General features: G+C 52.6%; 18 protein-coding genes. 7 read left to right on the forward strand and 11 right to left on the reverse strand.

Translation table 11 applies throughout. The features are described from left to right. The coding region (locus B2R48_RS17400; RefSeq protein WP_297003049.1) for an amino acid ABC transporter ATP-binding protein at positions 1-369 on the forward strand (369 nt) is incomplete at its 5' end. Between the two features lie 137 nt (positions 370-506). Next, positions 507-1,325 carry an ABC transporter ATP-binding protein gene (locus tag B2R48_RS17405; protein WP_297003051.1) on the forward strand — a complete coding sequence of 273 codons (819 nt, stop codon included), beginning with the start codon at positions 507-509 and terminating at the stop codon, positions 1,323-1,325. A gap of 29 nt (positions 1,326-1,354) precedes the next feature. Here the strand turns inward: B2R48_RS17405 and B2R48_RS17410 are convergent, their stop codons facing one another. Then, positions 1,355-2,119 carry a DeoR/GlpR family DNA-binding transcription regulator gene (locus B2R48_RS17410; RefSeq protein WP_062955067.1) on the reverse strand — a complete coding sequence of 255 codons (765 nt, stop codon included), beginning with the start codon at positions 2,117-2,119 and terminating at the stop codon, positions 1,355-1,357. A 111-nt stretch (positions 2,120-2,230) separates the two neighbouring features. After that, the gene (locus B2R48_RS17415; protein WP_297003053.1) at positions 2,231-3,793 is read right to left on the reverse strand and encodes an SLC13 family permease; all 1,563 of its coding nucleotides are present in this window, start codon (positions 3,791-3,793) and stop codon (positions 2,231-2,233) included. A 302-nt stretch (positions 3,794-4,095) separates the two neighbouring features. Between B2R48_RS17415 and B2R48_RS17420 the strand changes: the two genes are divergently transcribed. Beyond that, positions 4,096-5,694: a GMC family oxidoreductase gene (locus B2R48_RS17420; RefSeq protein WP_297003055.1), complete on the forward strand. Its 1,599-nt coding sequence runs from the start codon at positions 4,096-4,098 to the stop codon at positions 5,692-5,694. 62 nt (positions 5,695-5,756) lie between these two features. Here the strand turns inward: B2R48_RS17420 and deoA are convergent, their stop codons facing one another. The 7 genes from deoA to B2R48_RS17455 form a co-directional block, all read right to left on the reverse strand. After that, positions 5,757-7,097 carry a thymidine phosphorylase gene (deoA, locus tag B2R48_RS17425; RefSeq protein ID WP_297003057.1) on the reverse strand — a complete coding sequence of 447 codons (1,341 nt, stop codon included), beginning with the start codon at positions 7,095-7,097 and terminating at the stop codon, positions 5,757-5,759. A 59-nt stretch (positions 7,098-7,156) separates the two neighbouring features. After that, positions 7,157-7,963: a purine-nucleoside phosphorylase gene (locus tag B2R48_RS17430; RefSeq protein ID WP_213473023.1), complete on the reverse strand. Its 807-nt coding sequence runs from the start codon at positions 7,961-7,963 to the stop codon at positions 7,157-7,159. Then, a complete protein-coding gene (locus B2R48_RS17435; RefSeq protein ID WP_297003059.1) occupies positions 7,960-8,373 on the reverse strand; it encodes a cytidine deaminase in 414 nt (137 codons plus the stop codon). The genes B2R48_RS17430 and B2R48_RS17435 overlap by 4 nt, the downstream gene beginning before the upstream one ends. 109 nt (positions 8,374-8,482) lie before the next feature. Beyond that, positions 8,483-9,454 carry an ABC transporter permease gene (locus tag B2R48_RS17440; protein WP_297003060.1) on the reverse strand — a complete coding sequence of 324 codons (972 nt, stop codon included), beginning with the start codon at positions 9,452-9,454 and terminating at the stop codon, positions 8,483-8,485. Then, complete coding sequence (locus B2R48_RS17445) at positions 9,454-10,572, reverse strand: ABC transporter permease (RefSeq protein ID WP_213473019.1); 1,119 nt, start codon at positions 10,570-10,572, stop codon at positions 9,454-9,456. The genes B2R48_RS17440 and B2R48_RS17445 overlap by 1 nt, the downstream gene beginning before the upstream one ends. After that, on the reverse strand, positions 10,569-12,152 hold the full coding sequence (locus B2R48_RS17450) for an ABC transporter ATP-binding protein (protein WP_414716200.1): 1,584 nt from the start codon (positions 12,150-12,152) through the stop codon (positions 10,569-10,571). The genes B2R48_RS17445 and B2R48_RS17450 overlap by 4 nt, the downstream gene beginning before the upstream one ends. Positions 12,153-12,194: 42 nt before the next feature. Further along, positions 12,195-13,190: a BMP family lipoprotein gene (locus B2R48_RS17455; RefSeq protein WP_062955086.1), complete on the reverse strand. Its 996-nt coding sequence runs from the start codon at positions 13,188-13,190 to the stop codon at positions 12,195-12,197. 657 nt (positions 13,191-13,847) lie between these two features. Here B2R48_RS17455 and B2R48_RS17460 point away from each other — a divergent pair. Together B2R48_RS17460 and B2R48_RS17465 are read left to right on the forward strand one after the other, a co-directional pair. Beyond that, complete coding sequence (locus B2R48_RS17460; RefSeq protein ID WP_297003063.1) at positions 13,848-14,795, forward strand: carbohydrate kinase family protein; 948 nt, start codon at positions 13,848-13,850, stop codon at positions 14,793-14,795. A 97-nt stretch (positions 14,796-14,892) separates the two neighbouring features. Further along, entirely contained in the window at positions 14,893-15,135 is a 243-nt protein-coding gene (locus B2R48_RS17465; RefSeq protein ID WP_062955092.1) for an Lrp/AsnC ligand binding domain-containing protein, read from the forward strand. Between the two features lie 78 nt (positions 15,136-15,213). Here the strand turns inward: B2R48_RS17465 and B2R48_RS17470 are convergent, their stop codons facing one another. Then, positions 15,214-15,717, reverse strand: coding sequence for a hypothetical protein (locus B2R48_RS17470; protein ID WP_297003067.1), 504 nt, complete (start codon positions 15,715-15,717; stop codon positions 15,214-15,216). Positions 15,718-16,057: 340 nt separating this feature from the next. On the opposite strand from B2R48_RS17470, the gene B2R48_RS17475 reads away from it, so the two are divergent. Continuing rightward, positions 16,058-16,837: a GNAT family N-acetyltransferase gene (locus B2R48_RS17475; protein WP_297003068.1), complete on the forward strand. Its 780-nt coding sequence runs from the start codon at positions 16,058-16,060 to the stop codon at positions 16,835-16,837. Between the two features lie 190 nt (positions 16,838-17,027). Further along, the gene (locus B2R48_RS17480; protein WP_297003071.1) at positions 17,028-17,849 is read left to right on the forward strand and encodes a lysophospholipid acyltransferase family protein; all 822 of its coding nucleotides are present in this window, start codon (positions 17,028-17,030) and stop codon (positions 17,847-17,849) included. 7 nt (positions 17,850-17,856) lie between these two features. On the opposite strand, the gene B2R48_RS17485 is transcribed toward B2R48_RS17480, so the two are convergent. Continuing rightward, positions 17,857-18,717, reverse strand: a complete 861-nt coding sequence (locus B2R48_RS17485) for a cupin-like domain-containing protein (protein ID WP_297003073.1) — start codon at positions 18,715-18,717, stop codon at positions 17,857-17,859. Between the last annotated feature and the right edge of the window lie 678 nt (positions 18,718-19,395).

Raw genomic sequence — 19,395 nt, forward strand, 5'->3', positions numbered from 1 at the left:
CTTGAGCGTGTGCGAATTGCCGAGCAGGCCCACAAATACCCGGGGCAGCTTTCCGGCGGTCAGCAGCAGCGTGTGGCGATTGCCCGTTCGCTCTGCATGCAGCCGAAAATCATGCTGTTTGACGAGCCGACCTCGGCCCTTGACCCGGAAATGGTCAAGGAAGTTCTCGACGTCATGGTCGAGCTTGCCAAGGAAGGCATGACCATGCTTTGCGTGACCCACGAGATGGGCTTCGCCAAAGAGGTCGCAGACCGTGTGATCTTCATGGATGCCGGCCAGATCGTCGAAATGGCTGGTCCGCAGGAGTTCTTTGATAACCCGAAAAGCGATCGTACGAAGCTGTTCCTCAGCCAGATTCTTTCGCACTAGTCGGTTAGCGAACCACTTGATCTCTGCAAAACGGCCCCTTTTACGCGGGGCCGTTTTCGTTTTTGTGAAAATGATCCTTGCCCCGGCCCGCGCAATTGCCGAAACTCGCCCCACCCTGTTCATCATCCGGAATGCAAATGACCACGCCTGAAACAAGTTCCGTGACACATCCCGCCCTTATTTCTGTTGAACATCTCAGCAAACGGTTTGGCAACAAGCTTGCGCTTGATGATGTCAGCCTGTCTCTTCCCAAAGGTGAGACATTGGCGATCATTGGTCCGTCGGCTGCAGGCAAAAGTGTTCTGATGAAATGTCTGGTCGGAATTTATGGGGCAGATGCCGGCAAGATCATCCTTGATGGCGACGATGTCAGCCAGACCAATGCGCCCAAACGGGCTGCCTGGGCCGAACGCATTGGCATGCTGTTTCAGCAAAACGCCCTGTTTGACAGCCTTAAGGTCTGGGAAAACATCTGTTTCCGGCAAATTGAACTTGGCACGCTCAGCCGCAAGGACGCCAGGGAACACGCCGTCCATCTGCTGGGACTTGTCGGCTTGGCTGCTGAAAGTGCTGACTTGACGCCCGGTGATCTGTCAGGCGGCATGCAAAAACGCGTTGGCGTCGCACGGGCCATTTCTACAGATCCAGCCATCCTTCTGCTCGACAATCCAACGGCTGGTCTCGACCCGGTTTTGTCGAACCATATTGAGCTCATGATCGGCAAAATTGCCGAGCAGCGCGGTACCACGGTGATTTCCATCACCAATGACATGCAAATTGCCCGAACACGTTATCAGAACCTGATGATGATGCATGATGGCAAGGTCTATTGGTCGGGGAAAACCCATGATATTGATGATGCGCACAATGAACATCTGACACAGATGCTGAACGGATCATCGCAGGGACCGATTACCATGCGCACCGGAAAACGCGAAGACCACGTCTTCAGCTAGAACGCAGCTTCCATCCCCTTTGTGTCCGCCTAGTTTGCGGTGTAGACCGAAACGTCTGCTTCGCGGATAACGTCCGACCAGATCGGTCCCGGATGGCGATCCGTGAACAGCGCATCAATTTCGGAAAGATGCCCAAGACGCACCATTGCGCGGCGCCCAAATTTGGAGGCGTCCGTGCACAGGAATGTCTGACGTGCGTTGGATATGATCGCACGCGCCACGCGGACTTCGCGGTAATCGAAATCCATCAGACTGCCATCCTCATCGACGCCTGAAATCCCGACAATCGCGTAATCAACCTTGAACTGGTTGATGAAGTCGATGGTCGCTTCCCCAATCACCCCGAAATCCCGCTGCCGCACCACACCACCGGCAATGATCACTTCAAAACCCTGGTTTGCGGCACAGATTTCCGCAACATGAAGGTTGTTGGTAATGATCTTAAGGCTCTTGTGCCCGAGAAGTGCATGCGCAACTTCTTCGTTGGTTGTCCCGATATTGATGAATAACGACGCACCTTCTGGAATGTGTTCTGCAACCAGCTTCGCAATTTCACGCTTGCTGCCAAGATTCAAAACCTGACGGTCTGTATAAGCCGTGTTTTCAGTGGTCGAAACACTGGCCGCACCACCATGGTATCGCGCGATCAGGCCCTCTTCAGCCATTTCGTTGATGTCGCGGCGGATGGTTTGCGGTGTGACGGAAAAATGTTCGGCAAGGGTATCAATGGTCATAAAGCTGTTTGAAGCAACGAGCTCCAAAATCTCTCTACGACGTCGATCCAGTTTCCCCATGCCTCTCTCCTACTGTTCTCAATTTTCATCTTCATCGGAAAATTTTCATTCCTGATCAAAATGCTTTCTCTTGCTCCATTTGGCAAGCCTTGTCCGCCTCACGAAAAGTACCTACAGCACCAACGGCACCAAAATCATGGCAAACAGCGTGATCATGACCAGAGCTACGACATTCATAACGGCACCAGCCCGAACCATGTCCCCAATGCTTATATACCCGCTGGCAAAAACGATGGCATTCGGTGGCGTGGCCACCGCCGACATGAAAGCACAGCTGGCTGCCAATGCTACCGGCACAGACAGGAGCAAAGGGTCAATCCCCTCACCGATCGCGTATGTCGCGACGAGCGGCAGGAATGTAGCGACCGTTGCTGTGTTGGACGTCAGATGACTGATCATGGAGACGATCAAGGCGATAAGAGCAATTTGCACGAACACCGAAAGATCAGGAAAAGCACCCGCATTGCCTGCAATCCATGCGGCCAGTCCGGTATCATTGATCAAAGCCCCCAGAGCAAGGCCACCCCCGACCAAGAGCAAAACACCCCATGGCAATCGAAGCGCTGCCTTCCAATCAAGAACATACAGGTTTTCACGTGCCTTGACCGGGATTGAGAACAAAGCAATTGCTGCCATCACCGCAATTGATGCATCAGACAACTGCAAGCCCGGCAAGATGGCATTGATCAATGGCTTCAACAGCCACAGGCATGCCGTGATCACAAACACCAGTGCAACTGACTTCTCGCCCCGCGACATGGGTCCAAGAGAATCCATATCTCTCTGAAGGGCTTCGCAAGCCGCGTCTGGAAGAGACGATTGCAACGGATAGACGATCTTGGTCAGGACCACCCAACACAGTGCCAACATGATCGCGGCAAACGGCACGCCAACAATCATCCATTGACCAAACCCGATGGAAAGATCGAAGTTACTCGACAAGTATGCCGCCAGCAGCGCGTTGGGTGGTGTTCCAATCAAAGTCCCGATGCCGCCAATGCTTGCCCCAAAGGCAATTCCAAACAGCAGTGCGAAGGCAAAATTTCGCACATCCGGCGCCAACTGGATCGGATCATCGCTTGTGGTTTGATTGGTGGCGATGTCCGACCGGCCCGCTTTCCCGTCATCGCGCAGCAGCTGTACCAGCGACAAGGCAATTGGCAGCATCATCGTCGCCGTTGCGGTATTGCTGACCCACATGGACAGGAACGCGGTTGCTGCAATAAATCCGCCAACAAGAGACGACGGCCGGAACCCCACCTGTTTGAGGATCAAAAGCGCAATACGCCGATGAAGGTTCCAGCGTTCCATTGCGATTGCAATTACGAAGCCACCAAAGAACAGGAACAGCAACGGATTTGCATAATGCTTGGTGACCTCACTGATCCCTGCGACTGACAAGCTGGGCGCAATGGCAATGGGAACAAGGGCCGTTGCAGCGATCGGGATCGCCTCACTTAGCCACCAGATTGCCATCAGTGCCGCAATCGCCGCTGCATACATGGCCGGTTGCGGCATGTCATCGGGTGGGTCTGACAGCATCATCACAAGCGCGACAATGATCCCGGTCCAAAATCCGATCTGCCGACGCAACGCCCCTGGACGGCGTGGTGACGCGGGGTTCGCCCCTGTTGTCGATATTGGCAGACGTTCAAGAAGTCGGAACCGTATCATTGTCGCACGCTCATAAATCATCAGACGGGAAAGCAATCCATGGGGATTACTGCATCAAACTCATCTGATATCAAATTGATTTTGCTTGAATAATTCCAGTCCGCAGCATGACGGCAATTTTTCCGCATCACGGTAAACCGACCAATTCGATTATGTTTGCAGATGCCAAGATCGGTGATAGCGTTCCGTAAACAGATAAAACAAAACAAGCTGCTTACAGCGCATCAGAGAGGAACCATCCGTGAAACTCCATTGCTGCCCCACCCGCGTTTTCGTTGCCCCCCTTGGCGTGGAGGCAGAACATGGATAGCTTTGACTATATCGTGATCGGGGCCGGTTCGGCCGGATGCACCCTTACCAACCGGCTTTCAGAAATTCCTGATGCCAACGTGCTGTTGTTGGAAGCAGGCGGCAAAGACCGCAACCCGTGGATCCATATCCCCGTCGGTTATCTTTATTGCATCGGCAACCCAAAGGTGGACTGGTGCTTCAAGACCGTTGAAGAACCCGGTTTGAATGGCCGGTCGCTGGGATACCCGCGCGGCAAGGTGCTGGGTGGGTGTTCTTCGATCAATGGCATGATCTACATGCGCGGCCAGGCCAATGATTATGACCAATGGCGCCAGTCTGGTTGCACGAACTGGGGGTGGGATGATGTCCTGCCTTTCTTCAAGAAATCCGAAGATTTCTATCGTGGCCAGGATGATCTCCACGGCGAAGGTGGTGAGTGGCGAGTTGAGCAGGCCCGCGTGCGTTGGGAAATTCTTGAAGCGTTTCAGGATGCTGCCGAACAGGCCGGTATCCCCAAGGTGTCGGATTTCAACCGTGGCACCAACGAAGGTTCATCCTATTTTGATGTGAACCAAAAACGCGGTATTCGCTGGAACACGTCCAAAGCTTTTCTCCGCCCGGCCCTTGAGCGCAAGAACCTTGAAGTTCGCACCAACGCGCATGTCCGTCGCCTGATCATTTCCGAAGGTCGCGTCACGGGTGTCGAATATGAACGCGACGGCAAGATCGAAACCGTTTACGCCAACCGCGAAACCGTTTTGTCTGCCGGTGCAGTCGGATCTCCGCAGATATTGGAGCTTTCCGGGATCGGACGTGGTGACATCCTGCAGCAACACGGGATCACTCAGACCCTTGATAGTCCGCAGGTTGGCGAAAACCTCCAGGATCATTTGCAGCTGCGTTGCGCTTTCAAGGTTTCCGGTATCAAAACGTTGAATGAAAAGGCCAGTAGCCTGATGGGCAAGGCCAGCATTGCCCTTGAATATTTTTTCAATCAATCCGGCCCGATGTCGATGGCACCAAGCCAGCTGGGTATCTTCACCCGGTCAGATGAATCATATGAAACACCGAACCTGCAATATCACGTGCAGCCCCTTTCGCTGGAGAAGTTTGGCGATCCTGTCCATCCCTTCCCGGCCTTTACAGCCAGTGTATGCAACCTGCGCCCACAAAGTCGCGGCAGCATCCATATTACGAGCCCGGATCACGCGACGCAGCCCGCCATTGCACCGAACTACCTGTCGGCAGAGGCAGACAAGAAAGTTGCTGCTGATTCCATTCGTCTAACACGCAAGATTGCGGCCCAGCCGGCCCTGTCTGCCTACAGCCCAGAAGAATTCAAGCCGGGCCCGTCCTATGACAGTGAAGAAGATCTGGTCAGGGCCGCCGGTGATATCGGAACAACCATTTTCCATCCTGTCGGCACATGCCGGATGGGGGCCGATAAAGGATCGGTGGTTGATCCGGAATTGAAGTTGCGCGGCCTTGATGGACTGCGGATTGCCGATGCGTCCATCATGCCTACAATCACGTCGGGCAATACAAACTCACCTACCATCATGATTGCAGAGAAAGCCGCGGCCATGATTAAAGCTGCTGCAGCCGGTTAAGGCAGGCCAAACAGCAAAAGCCGGGGCATCAACCCCGGCTTATTTTGGTCACCAGACGGATATCAACCCTGTTTTCGTGCAACAATCCGTTCGCGCACAGCGGGCTCACTACCCGTTGGGTCAACATCACCTTCATCAATCACAATCGCTTCGCGCAGCAAGGCCGTTGCTTCATCAAGTTGTGCCTGATCGCGGGTATGCGCCATGCAGATCGGCGTTTCCGCAGAAACCGGCTGTCCGACCTTGATAAAATCAGTAAAGCCAACGGCAAAATCAATTTTTTGGTCCGCGCGTGTCCGCCCGCCCTTAAGCGACACCAGCGCAAGGCCGACCTTTCTGGCATCCATCGAAAGCACACGTCCGGTCTTGGCTGCTGTTACCGTGTTTATCATCGGTGCCGTTTCTAAATACTTGCCGGTATTTTCAACAAAGTCCGCCGGACCACCAAGACTTGCGACCATCTTGCCAAAGGTCTCTGCAGCCTTGCCGCTTTCAAGCACCTCTGTCGCCATGCGCAGTCCATCGGACACATCCACAGCAACACCACTGACAGCAAGCATCTCCGCAGCAAGCGCCATCGTGACATCATAGACACGTTGTTCCCGGTGTTTCCCCGACAAGAAGTCGATTGCTTCATGCATTTCAAGTGCATTGCCCACGCTATCGCCCAGGACCTGCTCCATATCGGTCAAAAGTGCGACTGTTGGGACGCCGTTTCGGGTAGCAACTTCAGTGATACTTTCAGCAAGCTCGCGGGCGCGATCATACTCAGCCATGAAGGCACCTGATCCAAACTTTACATCCATCACAAGGCTATCAAGCCCTGCTGCCAACTTCTTTGACAAAATGGATGCCGTGATCAGCGGTATGCTTTCCACCGTCGCCGTCACATCGCGAATGCCATAGAAACGCTTGTCCGCTGGTGCCAGATCGGACGTCTGCCCGATAATCGCACAGCCAACGTCGCGGGTAACCTTGGCAAACTCTTCGAGTGTCGGGGTGGTGCGATAGCCCGGAATGGAATCAAATTTGTCCAGCGTACCGCCCGTATGACCAAGACCGCGACCGGAAATCATCGGCACAAAGGCACCACAGGCGCCGACAATCGGGCCAAGCATCAGGCTAACCTTATCGCCAACGCCACCAGTTGAATGCTTATCAACAACCGGTCCATCAAGTCCAAGTGTCTTCCAATCCAGAACCGTACCGCTATCGCGCATATTACGCGTTAAAGCGGCGCGTTCATCCATGGTCATCCCGTTGAAGAACACCGCCATCGCAAGGGCTGCAACCTGACCCTCGCTAATGCTGTTGTCGGTTATACCTTTGACGAAAAAGGCGATCTCGGCGTCGCTCAGAACTTCGCCTTCACGTTTGCGGCGAATAATTTCCTGGGGCAGCATATGCTGTCTCCTGCGCACTTGTCGTTAAATCAAATCAGCAACTTAGAAGTCACAAAACTTCATGAGTCACTTGAAAAATACTGCAGCAATATCTTGATAAGATTGGCTGAACCCTCTTTAGCCATTTCCAGTGTCTGTTCATGGCTAAGCGGTGTGGCACTCATGCCAGCGGCCAGGTTGGTGATATTTGACACCGCCGCCACCTTGAACCCAAGTCGGCGGGCAAGAATGTTTTCCGGCACGGTCGACATACCAACCGCATCTGCACCCAACACCTTGAGCGCGCGAATTTCGGCTGGTGTTTCAAAGCTTGGCCCGGTGCACCAGCAATAGGTTCCCTCGAACAGTTTAATGCCGAGTTTTGCAGCCACGTCATGCAGGCCGGAACCGATTTCCGGGTCATAGGGTACATCCATACCGACAAAGCGATCATCACCGTGATAGCCAATCAACGGATTCGGGCCAAACAGGCTGATATGATCGGTAATCAGCATCAGGCTTCCCGGAACGGCGTCTGGAATTAGCGAGCCCGCCGCATTGGTCAGAAGCAAGCGCTCTGCCCCCAATTCACGCAGAATTTCAAGCGGCTCAGCCATCAAATCGGAACGGCCATGTTCGTAATAATGGGCCCGCCCCTGCATCACGGCGACGGAAACACCGCCAATGCGTCCAAGCACAAGTGTTCCCCCATGTCCGGCGACAGTTGGACGGGGGAACCCCGGCAATTCTTCATAAGAAATGCTGATCGCATCGCTTACGGCGTCAACGACCCCGCCAAGACCGCTGCCCAGCACCAATGCAACGTCCGCCCTGAATCCCGGTGCCTTGCTGGCAATGATGTCGAGCGCTGATTTTACATTGCTCATTTGAGGTTCTCCGGACCAAACGAATGGGGAATAAGTTCTTCGCGGCTCAGGGTCAGCAGTGTCTCGCCGGAATCATTGATGATAAAAATCGTTGCGTCCGAACCGGTAAACTCGCGGATTTTTTGGCGACATCCACCACACGGGGTACAGGCGATATCACCAAGCCCGACAACAACAATCTCGTCAAACCGGGTTTCCCCGGAAAGCACCATCGCCGAAATCGCTCCGGCCTCTGCACAGACACCTTCGGGATAGGCCGCATTTTCAACGTTGCACCCCGAAATGACCTTGCCATCTGCCGTACGCAGGGCAGCACCGACAAAGAACTTGGAATACGGTGCATACGCCTTGTCACGGGCCGATAGTGCCGCGTCAATCAGATCGCGCGGAGCCTGTTTCTGAACAACCATTTTTTGATCCTGTTTTGATTACCTATCGCGCCTGACCAAAGCGCAAGATATCGTAAAATGTGGTTCGGGACTGCCTGTATCTTAGGTCTAGACCCTAACCACGAAAAGCTTAGCGTTCCTTGACATAAGCGCGACCAAGCGCCTTTGGCGGAATGGCCCGGCCAATAAACCCGGCCAGAAGAATGACCGTCAGGATATATGGCAGTGCCTGTACCAACTGGACAGGTACTTCGCCAATCCCCGGCAGCACGACGCCCTGCAAACGGGTTGCCGCCGCATCAAGGAACCCAAACAACAGGCATGCAGCCAGCGCCGGGAACGGACGCCATTTACCAAACACCATGGCCGCCAATGCGATATAGCCCTTGCCTGCCGTCATGTCCTGTAGGAACGAAGCCCCCTGCGCAGTAGAAAGGTATGCGCCCGACATGCCGACAAGTACACCACTACAAATCACCGCGCGATAGCGCATGGCAACAACACCAATACCGGCAGTATCCACAGCGCCCGGGTTTTCACCGACCGCACGCAAACGCAAGCCAAACCGGGTGCGATACATCACCCACCATGCCGCGGGAACGGCAACGAAGGCGACATAGACCAGAATATTGTGACCACTGAGCAATTCCGAATAGATGGGCCCCAAAATCGGCACGTCGGCGAATGCTTCGGCCCCCGGGAACGTTATGGGCTGGAAACGCGATGCCTTATCAAGTGCCGGGGTCTTTCCACCCTGTGCAAACAATGCAATCCCGACAAGTGCTGTCAGGCCGGACATCAAGATGTTGATCGCCATGCCTGAAACCACCTGATTGCCCTTGTGCGTAATGCAGGCAAAACCATGCAGCAATGAAAGCCCGATCGTGGTGGCAATCGCAGCCAGCAGCCCCACCCACGGGCTGCCAACATAAAATGCAACAGCAGCCGCAGAGAACGCACCACCAAGCATCATGCCTTCAAGGGCAAGATTGATGGTCCCGGACCGCTCCGAGAACATCCCGGCAAGGGCTGCAAGAATAAGCGGCGTCGAGGTCCGCAGCGTTGCATCCAGCAACAGGATAATCAGCTGAAATGTATCCATTATGCGGCCTCCCCGGCATCCTGACGCAGACGCCACGCTGTATATATCTTTGTCACACGCGGCCGGAACATATGCTCCATAGCGCCGGTAAACAGGATGACGAGACCCTGAATAACCACGACCATGTCATTGGAGATGGTCGGGATTTCAAAGGAAAGCTCCGCCCCGCCCTGATAGAGCATCCCGAATAGCAAAGCCGCAAGGAAGATGCCAAATGGATGGTTGCGCCCCATCAACGCGACCGCAATGCCGACAAAGCCATAGCCAGCAGTGAAATCAATCAGCAGGCGATGCTGAACACCCATAACTTCGTTGAGCGCCATAAACGATGACAGCGCGCCTGAGATCATCATTGCAATGATGATAAAGCGTCCGGGCTCAATGCCGGCATAGGTCGCAGCGACAGCGTTGGCCCCCACTGTGCGGATCGCATAACCCCAGCGGGTATGCCAGATGAACAGCCAGACCATCACACTGATGACGATGGCATAAACAAATGACAGGTTGAGCGGGCTTGATGCCATCTCGATGCCAAGAGCACCGGCAATGTCATGTATGAATGGCAAACGCAGATGTTCGGCGATCTGTTCACTTTCCGGCGTCATGGAGCCTTCCGGGCGAAGCACATTCACCAGCAGGTAGACCATTAGCGACGACGCAATGAAGTTGAACATAATCGTCGTGATCACAACATGCGATCCGCGACGTGCCTGCAGATAAGCCGGGATATAGGCCCACGCAGCCCCGAAGATCATCGCAGCCAACATCGCAACGACCAGCATGATCGGGAACGGCAGGAAGTCGAGGTAAAGGGCCGCCAGTGTTACACCAAGGCCGCCGACATAGGCCTGCCCCTCGGCACCGATGTTAAACAGACCGCAGTGGAATGCGATTGCAAAGGCCAAACCTGTGAAGATGAAGTTGGTGGTATAATAAAGCGTATAGCCCCACGCCTCTTCATAGCCGAATGCGCCGTAAAGCAGGATCTCGACAACTTCTACCGGGTTTTCACCAATCGCCAGAACCACCAGACCCGAAACGACCAGTGCCAGCAAAAGGTTCAGCAGCGGCAACGCTCCGACATCAATCCAGCGCGGAAGTTCGACAGTCTTGCTCATGCCTGCCCCTCCGCTGCCTTGGCTTCGTTTGGATCAACCCCGGCCATCATAAGGCCGAGCACGCGTTCATTTGCCTCCGATGCGGCGACTTCGCCAATGATGGCCCCGTCGCACATCACCAGAATGCGGTCGGCAAGCGACATGATTTCGTCAAGCTCCACAGACACCAGAAGGACGGCTTTGCCTGCGTCCCGCATGGCGACAATACGTTTGTGAATGAATTCAATGGCACCAATATCGACCCCACGGGTCGGCTGGCCCACCAGAAGCAATTCCGGGTCACGCATGATTTCACGCGCCAAAACCAGCTTTTGCTGGTTACCGCCCGAGAAATTGGCGGCTTTCAAATCCGGATTATCCGGTCGCACGTCAAATTCCGACATCATATTGGCCGTGGCGTCCGAAATGGCATTCCAGTCAAGAAGCACACCCTTTTGATAGGCTGGGTCATCTTCGTATCCGAGAATAGCTGCCTCTTTGGCCGAGAACGCCGTGACCATTGCCATGCGATGGCGGTCTTCGGGCACATGGGCAACACCGCGACGGCGCAGTTCTGCGGCGTCAACACCTTTGCCCGGTGTGACGTCCTGTCCGTTGAGTTCAACTGTCCCTTCGCTTGCAGAACGAATGCCGCCAAGTGCTTCTAAAAGTTCACTCTGGCCATTGCCGGACACACCTGCAATGCCGACGATTTCGCCTGCCCGGACATTAAAAGTCGCATGTTTGACCTTGCGCACACCTTGGGCATTGTCGACACACAGGTTATCGACATCAAGAACAGTCGCCGCCGGATTGGCTTCACCTTTTTCAAGGCGCAGCAATACCCTGCGGCCGACCATTAATTCTGAAAGTTCTTCCGGGCTGGTTTCGGCTGTCTTGCGATGCGCCACCATTGCACCCTGGCGCATCACAGACACGTTGTCTGTTGCTGCCATGATTTCGCGCAATTTGTGGGTAATCAGAACAACCGTCTTGCCCTGTTCCTTAAGCGTGTCCAGAATTCTGAAAAGATGGTCCGCCTCTTGCGGGGTCAAAACCCCGGTCGGCTCATCCAAAATAAGAATTTCTGCCCCGCGATAGAGGGCCTTGAGGATTTCCACACGTTGCTGCAGGCCAACCGAAAGGTCGCCCACAGTCGCATCCGGATCAATATCGAGCGAATACTCACTTTCAAGACGTCTGAGTTCTTCGCGGGCCTTATCCACGCCATCGCGCAGAACAGCACCGCCTTCGACGCCAAGAATGACGTTCTCGAGAACCGAAAATGTTTCGACCAACATGAAATGCTGATGAACCATACCGATGCCGACGGCAATCGCGTCTTCTGATCCCTTGATATCACAAAGCTTGCCATCAACATGAATGGTACCGCCGTCGGCTTGATAAAAGCCGTACAGGATACTCATCAGGGTCGACTTTCCAGCCCCATTTTCCCCCACGATCCCGTGGATCGTTCCTTTATCGATCTTAAGATCAATTTCTTTATTGGCATGTACCGCACCGAACCGCTTGTCTATATCGCGCAGTTCAATAGCGGGTTGCACGGCACCGGTTACCCCGGCGCCGTGCATTTGATGCATCGTATCCGACACGACAAATCCCCGATTTGATTGACGCTTGCCTTACATCGGGCAGGCGCTATCGCTCATGTAATCGTGTACTTCAAGGCTTCCGGAAATGATTGCTTCCTTGGCCTCGGCAACGGCTGCTTTCATATCGTCGGTGATCAGGCTTTCGTTATGTTCGTCAAGTGCCCAATCAACACCACCTTCAGCAAGACCCAGAATGGTCAGGCCCGGCTCCCAGGTATCGGTGGCAGCAGCGTCGAACGCTTCATAAACAGCAACGTCGACGCGTTTCAGCATAGACGTCAGAACCGAACCCGGATGCAGGCCGTTCTGGTTTGAGTCGACACCAATGCCAAGCTTCCCAGCATCGGCTGCAGCCTGAAGCACGCCAACACCGGTGCCACCAGCGGCATGGTAAACAACATCTGCACCACGGTCGAACTGCGACTTGGCAAGTTCACCGCCTTTTACCGGATCGTTCCAAGCAGCACCGGTTGTGCCGGTCATGTTCTGGAAGACTTCTGCATCCGAATTGGCATGTTTTACGCCCTGCGCATAACCACAGGCAAATTTGCGGATCAGCGGAATGTCCATACCGCCGACGAACCCAACCTTGCCGGTATCAGACGCCATTGCGGCAAGAACACCAACAAGGAAGGAACCCTCGTGTTCCTTGAAGACAACGGACTGAACGTTCGGAAGGTCTACAACCATGTCCACGATGGTGAATTTGGTATCCGGAAATTCTTTCGCCACTTTTTCAAGTGCGGATGCCTGAGAAAAACCAATCGCAACAATCGGATTCATGCCACGGCGCGCAAAGTTGCGCATAGCCTGTTCACGCTGAGAATCGTTCTGGATTTCGAAGTCGCGGTACTCGGTACCGGTATCTTCCTTGTATTTCTCCGCACCCGTGTATGCCGCCTGGTTGAACGAGCGGTCAAAACGGCCACCAAGGTCGTAAACGACAGCCGGTTTGATTTCTGCAGCCGAAGCAACACCTGCATAGCAAGCGACAGCCGCGACCACCGAGGTCAGAAGCTTTTTCATTCCGATGCCCTTCTTTGTTTGAATTCTGATTATGTCTTCCACCAATTCCGTTGATTGGTGGAACTCCCTCATCGAAAACACATTATTCACAACATGACGAAACGCAGGTTTTGGTCCCTCAACCAAAGTAACACAGGCGGTCATGCTGCGGACGCTAATGGTAACTACAAAATGTGGTGTCCTGTAAATAGCTGAGGACGCAAGACTTCGACAAAACCTGTCCATTTGGTCGAAATCCACAACCGATAGCCTAACGCAAACACCGCCTATCTGCGGGGTTTCCCTTAGTTTTCAGTAGCCTTTCAATCACTTTTACTACAACCGTTGCCCGACGACTATTTTCCCGCCCGAACGCTGGTTTTGATGGTCGGTTTGTAACGAAACAACCAATTGAAGATCAAAATTCATCCCTGCCCGATTCTTCAAACACGGTCTGACCATGTGTTTTAGCCTCCCAGCGTTGCCTTGCATGCATGAAACCAGGTTGCGTTTGAACACCTTTCACCGACACCCGGAATTCAACAAACCCAAGACAGTAATTTGTCAGCGCCTTCTTTGTTTTTCTTGCGTTCGGCCGCGCATGAGGATTATCAACATCGCTTGTTGTAAATAACCATCTGGCTTGTGACGTTCCATTAAAACGAGCAAACGTTCTCTATGACCCCTAATGCCAATATCCTTTGCTTTGGTGCAGCGCATTTTGACCGCACATTGCAATGTACTGAGACATTTGTCCCAGCCGCCTCAAACCCGGTCCGAACCCTTCATCGCAAACCGGGTGGCGTAAGCCGCAATATTGCCGTCCATCTGCGGCTTCTTGGAAACAATGTGGCAATGCTCGGCGCAGTTGGAGATGACGGTGATGGCGATCAGGTAATTGAATCCCTCTCCGATATTGGAATTGATACCCGACATGTCATGAAGATCAAGAACGTGGCAACAGCAGGTTACACCGCACTCTTGGACGAAACCGGTGAACTCGCACTGGGCATGATGAATGCCGAGGTCTACGACATGTTAAGCATTGATCGACTGCAACCGCATTTGGCAAACCTTCTGGCGCGTCCATGGTGGTTGATTGACGCCAACCTGCCGACTGAAAGCATCCAATGGCTTGCCGAAAACAAAGGGACTTCGAAGTTTTGCGCAGCCACCGTTTCTCCCAGTAAGGCCGGTCGGTTCAAAAACGTGCTCGATAAAGTTGATTTGCTGATCGCCAACCGTGCAGAGACACGTGTTCTTACCGGGATCGATATCACTAGCCTTGATCAGGCCAAACATGCAGTTGAACTGCTGCGCAGCACAGGCATCCCGGACGTCATCATCACACTTGGCGCCCAAGGTGTTGTATCTTCGTCTGGTCCCAAAATAGCGTTCTGGCCCCCGCTGCCAACCAAGGTCAAAGATGTAAACGGTGCCGGAGATGCATTCTATTCCGGTTTCCTTTCCGCCTACGCCAAACCGAAAACAAATTTCGACACGGCGATGGCGTCGGGACTGGCAATGGCGAGCCTGACGGCAGAGACCGAAGGTACGACCGTTTGGGATGTTTCACAGGAGGCACTTGCCACACGCGCCGAACATGCCGAAAGCACCCCGCTCTGACCCCTGCGATCTGTACGTCTGCGGTGCTTGATGATTGCAAGCATCCTTCAAGGCAGGTAGCTTGTCCTGAATTCAACATCAAACCGGAGCCATTCCGATGCATCCATTTTTCATCTTTGTGAAATGTGAACTTGGCAAAGCCTACGACGTCGCAGCTGAACTCGTCGAAGAAATTGAAGGCGTGTCGGAAGTTTATTCCATCTCTGGTCCTTTTGAACTGTTGGTCAAGGTATATGTCGAAGACGAACAGGATATCGGGCGCTATGTGAACGAACAAATCCACAAATTGCCCTTTATTAAAGACACACAGACAATCATCACTTTCAACGCCTTCACTTAAGGCGCAATCGCGGTCTGTCATAAAAAAAGGCGGTGCCAATCTGGCACCGCTTTTCTGTTTGAAACGGCGAATGCTTGGTTAGTTGCCAGCAACATCACGGATAACATCAAGGATAATATCCGTACCCCTTTCAATCAGGACGACATCATCGCCTACAATTTGGCGGATCGCGCCATCACTGCGTTTCGGCAGTTTTGCAACCACATTGCCTGGCAAGTCACGCTTGGCGATACCAGGTGGCAACGTACCCCCACGCTCAAGTTTCATGGCTATTCCTGGCGGCAAACCCTTGTTTCCTTTGCCCTTGCCGCCCTTATCCTTCTTGCCGTTTTGCCCGCCGGACTTTTCGGTATCATCTTCTGTTACGATATCTGCAACATCCAGAACGTCACGAATGATACGTCTTTCTTCGTCGCTGAAAATACCGCCGGCTTGCGCTAGTTCGATCAAAGCATGTGTGTGAGTATGATCTGCAGGATGAGACATCACTGGCAGTGCAAATGTAATGCTGCCTCCCACAAACAAGAGACCCGTTGCAATCGATTTAAACCGTCTGGTGAATGGCATTCTGGCCTCTTTCATCGTGATACATGCTGTGATTGATGTAGGCGCATGTCAGCAAAATTGCGACATCCCCATCTACGATAACGTCTGAGAAACAATATTTCTGTCATTCCGGCGCAAAATATTTCAGGAACAGTCTCTCCAAGATCGGATTTTGACCGAAGCACACTATTACTTATCCTTTCGAGCAGGGGCTTAATATTTCACACGATGATGAATATGCGCTTCGGGCAGATTTGTTCTGTTTCAAACCATTATAGTGTTTTCAGGATGTGTTTATTGTGTGATATACATCACATTAACTTCGCGAATGCGGATCGACAATCAGTATTATTACAACAAAGAAATCTAATGCTTCATGGCTTCTGGTAGATTTTCGGTTCACCTTGCTAGATCAAAGAAGGACCTCGCAGCAGCGCAGGCACTGCGTTTCGAGGTTTTCTTTGATGAGTTTAAGGCAAAAGCCCTTACCGACCAACATTCGGCCGGCCTCGATAGCGACAAGTTCGACGACTTTTGCGAGCACCTGCTTGTCGTAGACAATGAGCAGGACAAAAAAGTCATCGCAACAACGCGACTGTTGTTGTCTTCACAAAAACCGGCGGATTTGTCCTATATCGCACAGGAAGAGTTCTCTATTCCCCTGCTCGATGCCGCACAAGACAACTGTATGGAAGTCGGTCGGTCCTGCGTTCACAAGGATTATCGGGATGGAAAAGCCATTCAGTTCTTGTGGCGCGGTATCACCAAGCTGATCTTTGACAATGATATTCGCTATCTATTTGGCTGCGCCAGTTTTCATTCTACTGACATCGACGAAATTGCATATGAGCTGGCCTACTTGCACCACTATCACATGGATCCGGCTACCCATGTGGCACGCGCACTCGATTATCAATCGATGGACTGTATGCCAAAGGGTGAAATAGACCCTGACAAGGCCACTGCCCTATTGCCACCATTGATCAAGGCTTACTTGTCATTGGGTGGCGTAGTCGGAAACGGTGTCGCGCTTGATCCTGATTTCAAGACACTTGATATCCTGATCACGGTCGATGTATCCAAAGTGCCAGACCAATATCACCGGTTTTACAGAAAGCAGGCGGATCGCCTAAGTTTTGATCCGCTGTTCATCTGAGTCCCACAACGGCGTCAATGACATTTCCGGTCCGTTCGACAGTGCATGTCTGGTCATGACCGATTGATGAGTTGCCTGACCTTTCTCTGCACCATCGGGGCATTGATGGTATTACTGACATCCGCCTATTTGGCATTTGGAAAGATAACGACAGTGTCACGCTGACATTCACCAAGGATTTCTAAGCGTTTTGGATCAGACGGTTAAGACAGAGACGACAGCACCCATCACACCTGCACAACACATCAAAGCAGGGATCAAATTCACCATTCTGATGGCCTGGTTGATTGTGATGCTAATCCCCTTCCTGATCTTGGAGGGTTTGAAAGCAAGAGCCAGTGCGAAAATCGTTCGCTTCTGGCATATTGGTGCGCGCAAGATTACCGGCATTAAAGTCGAACAGATCGGTTCACCAAGCGATACCTTGCCGCTTCTTATGCTTGGGAACCATACGTCTTATCTTGACATCCCGGTGATCAATTCACTGTTTACCGTGAACTTTATCGCCAAATCCGAAGTTCGTAGCTGGCCAGGAATCGGGTTTCTGGCGCGCTGTTGTCAGACCATTTTCGTCGAACGCCGTGCGATCAAATCACACGAACAGATCAAGGTTCTGCGTCAGAAAATCCTGCCGGACCGCCGACTGGTCCTGTTTGCGGAAGGCACTAGCACCGATGGCAGTGTCGTACTGCCATTCAAATCGTCACTGATGGAATTTGTCTTTGATCAAAAGATCGCTGAGGTGTGCCATGTTCAACCAGTTACAGTGATCTGCCTGAAAGACACCGCTGACAGCACATCTCCAGAACCAGAACATGTCCTGTACCCGTGGTTTGATGATACGACGCTTGCATTTCACTTCTGGCGTTTTCTGGCAACCAAGGGCTGTACGGTCAAAGTTCACTTTAGCCCAAGCCGCCCTGTTTCCGACTTTGCCAACCGCAAGGAATTGACCCAATGGGCCCATGCGGGTGTCCAACAAGGCTATGCAACCATCCTGAACAAATCTTAGGCCTGCCTTACGCCTTTCTCGCGCGAGCATGCGCCCAGTTTTCCTTGATCTGATACCACTTCTTTTCGCCAATCATCTTGCCAAGGTACTGATCGATCACCTTAAGCTTGATGATGCTTGCAAGCCCTGCCAGACGCGCGGGCCAGGTTTCAGGCATCGCGCGCAAGGTCAGACTGATGCCGGCTGTGCTATACTCAATGAAATGCCACCAACGGCTTGGAATGAAGATAGTATCGCCAGGTTCAAGAATGCACTCGTATCCCTGAATCTCTCTGAGCTTCGGATAACGTTCAAGATCCGGGTCGCGGAAGTCCACATTGCATGAAACAGTCAGCGGATGCCGGTAAAGCTTTTTGCTATCTTCGCTGCCATACAGAATCACACGCTTGGTGCCAGTCATCTGGGTCAGGAAAACGTGGCTATGATCGAGATCATAGTGAATATCGACATAGGCATCCTGCCCGCCCACAAACAGAAACGGATGGTTTTTCAGGAAAGGAACACCAAGGTCGGGATAAGAGAAATCGTCGCGCAGTTGCGGCATGTATTTAAATACATTGAACAAAAACATGCGAAGCGGCGTCGGCCCCGCCTGAATCAGGTCCAGATACTCGCCAAACGGCATGCTCTGGGTTGAATCCAGATAGTCGTTATCGGAGTTCGCAAAGGCCTCACTGTAAAGTGGCACTTCAACCTGACCACACCCCTGTTTCAGATACTCGTAGGTCCACTTCTCCAACGCAGGCCAGTTCTGTGCGAAACTGCGCATGATGACGGGACGTCGGGGCTTCAGGTAGTTTTGAATAAAATCTTCCCGGTTGAGCACGTCGTGACGATCAATGCTCAAGTATGGCAACTGGTTGGTCATTCGGGACCCGTTCTCTTGTTTTTTGGTGCCTGCTTCTTTGGCGCAAGAACACCATTCCTTCTTCGTTCAGGTGCATTCTTTCGATCAAACGATCGGTGAAACAAAGCAGTTTCTACACCCGGACCACATGCACTTGCCAAGGAACGGGCAAAACAGCCGGGTTTCAATTGAAATATGCTCTGCTTGATACAACTGACCAAATCTCAGATAGAGCATATGCCGTTCACGAAATCAAGCGGCCAACCCCTGCCATAAATCGCATTAAACGCCTGTAATAATTATGGTCTTCATCAAACAAGTAACAGACCATCCGAAGCAATACTGCTTGGCTTCACATGACAATAAACATCAATCAAGGACACCCAGCATTTCCGCCGCGGTCCCCTTAACGCCATCCCCATTCAGATCAGTTGTCTTTCTTTGTGATGATATCACTGATCCTTAAACCGTACGGCGCATCGGAAATATCGGTATGACCTGCTGGGACTTGTCGCCTTTTGTAACGACGTTGATGAAAATTCGTCCGGCGTTTTGAAAAGGCAGTAACGAAGCGCGTCCTGTACCGCTTCAGCCTGCATATCGGCAGAGGCATTCCTTCGCTGAGACCCAAACGAAAAAAGCACCCCGTCTTGGGGTGCTTTTTCACTGGCGGGCAAGGAGGGATTCGAACCCTCGATA

The sequence above is a fragment of the Thalassospira sp. UBA848 genome (assembly GCF_002295455.1).
Classification (GTDB): domain Bacteria; phylum Pseudomonadota; class Alphaproteobacteria; order Rhodospirillales; family Thalassospiraceae; genus Thalassospira.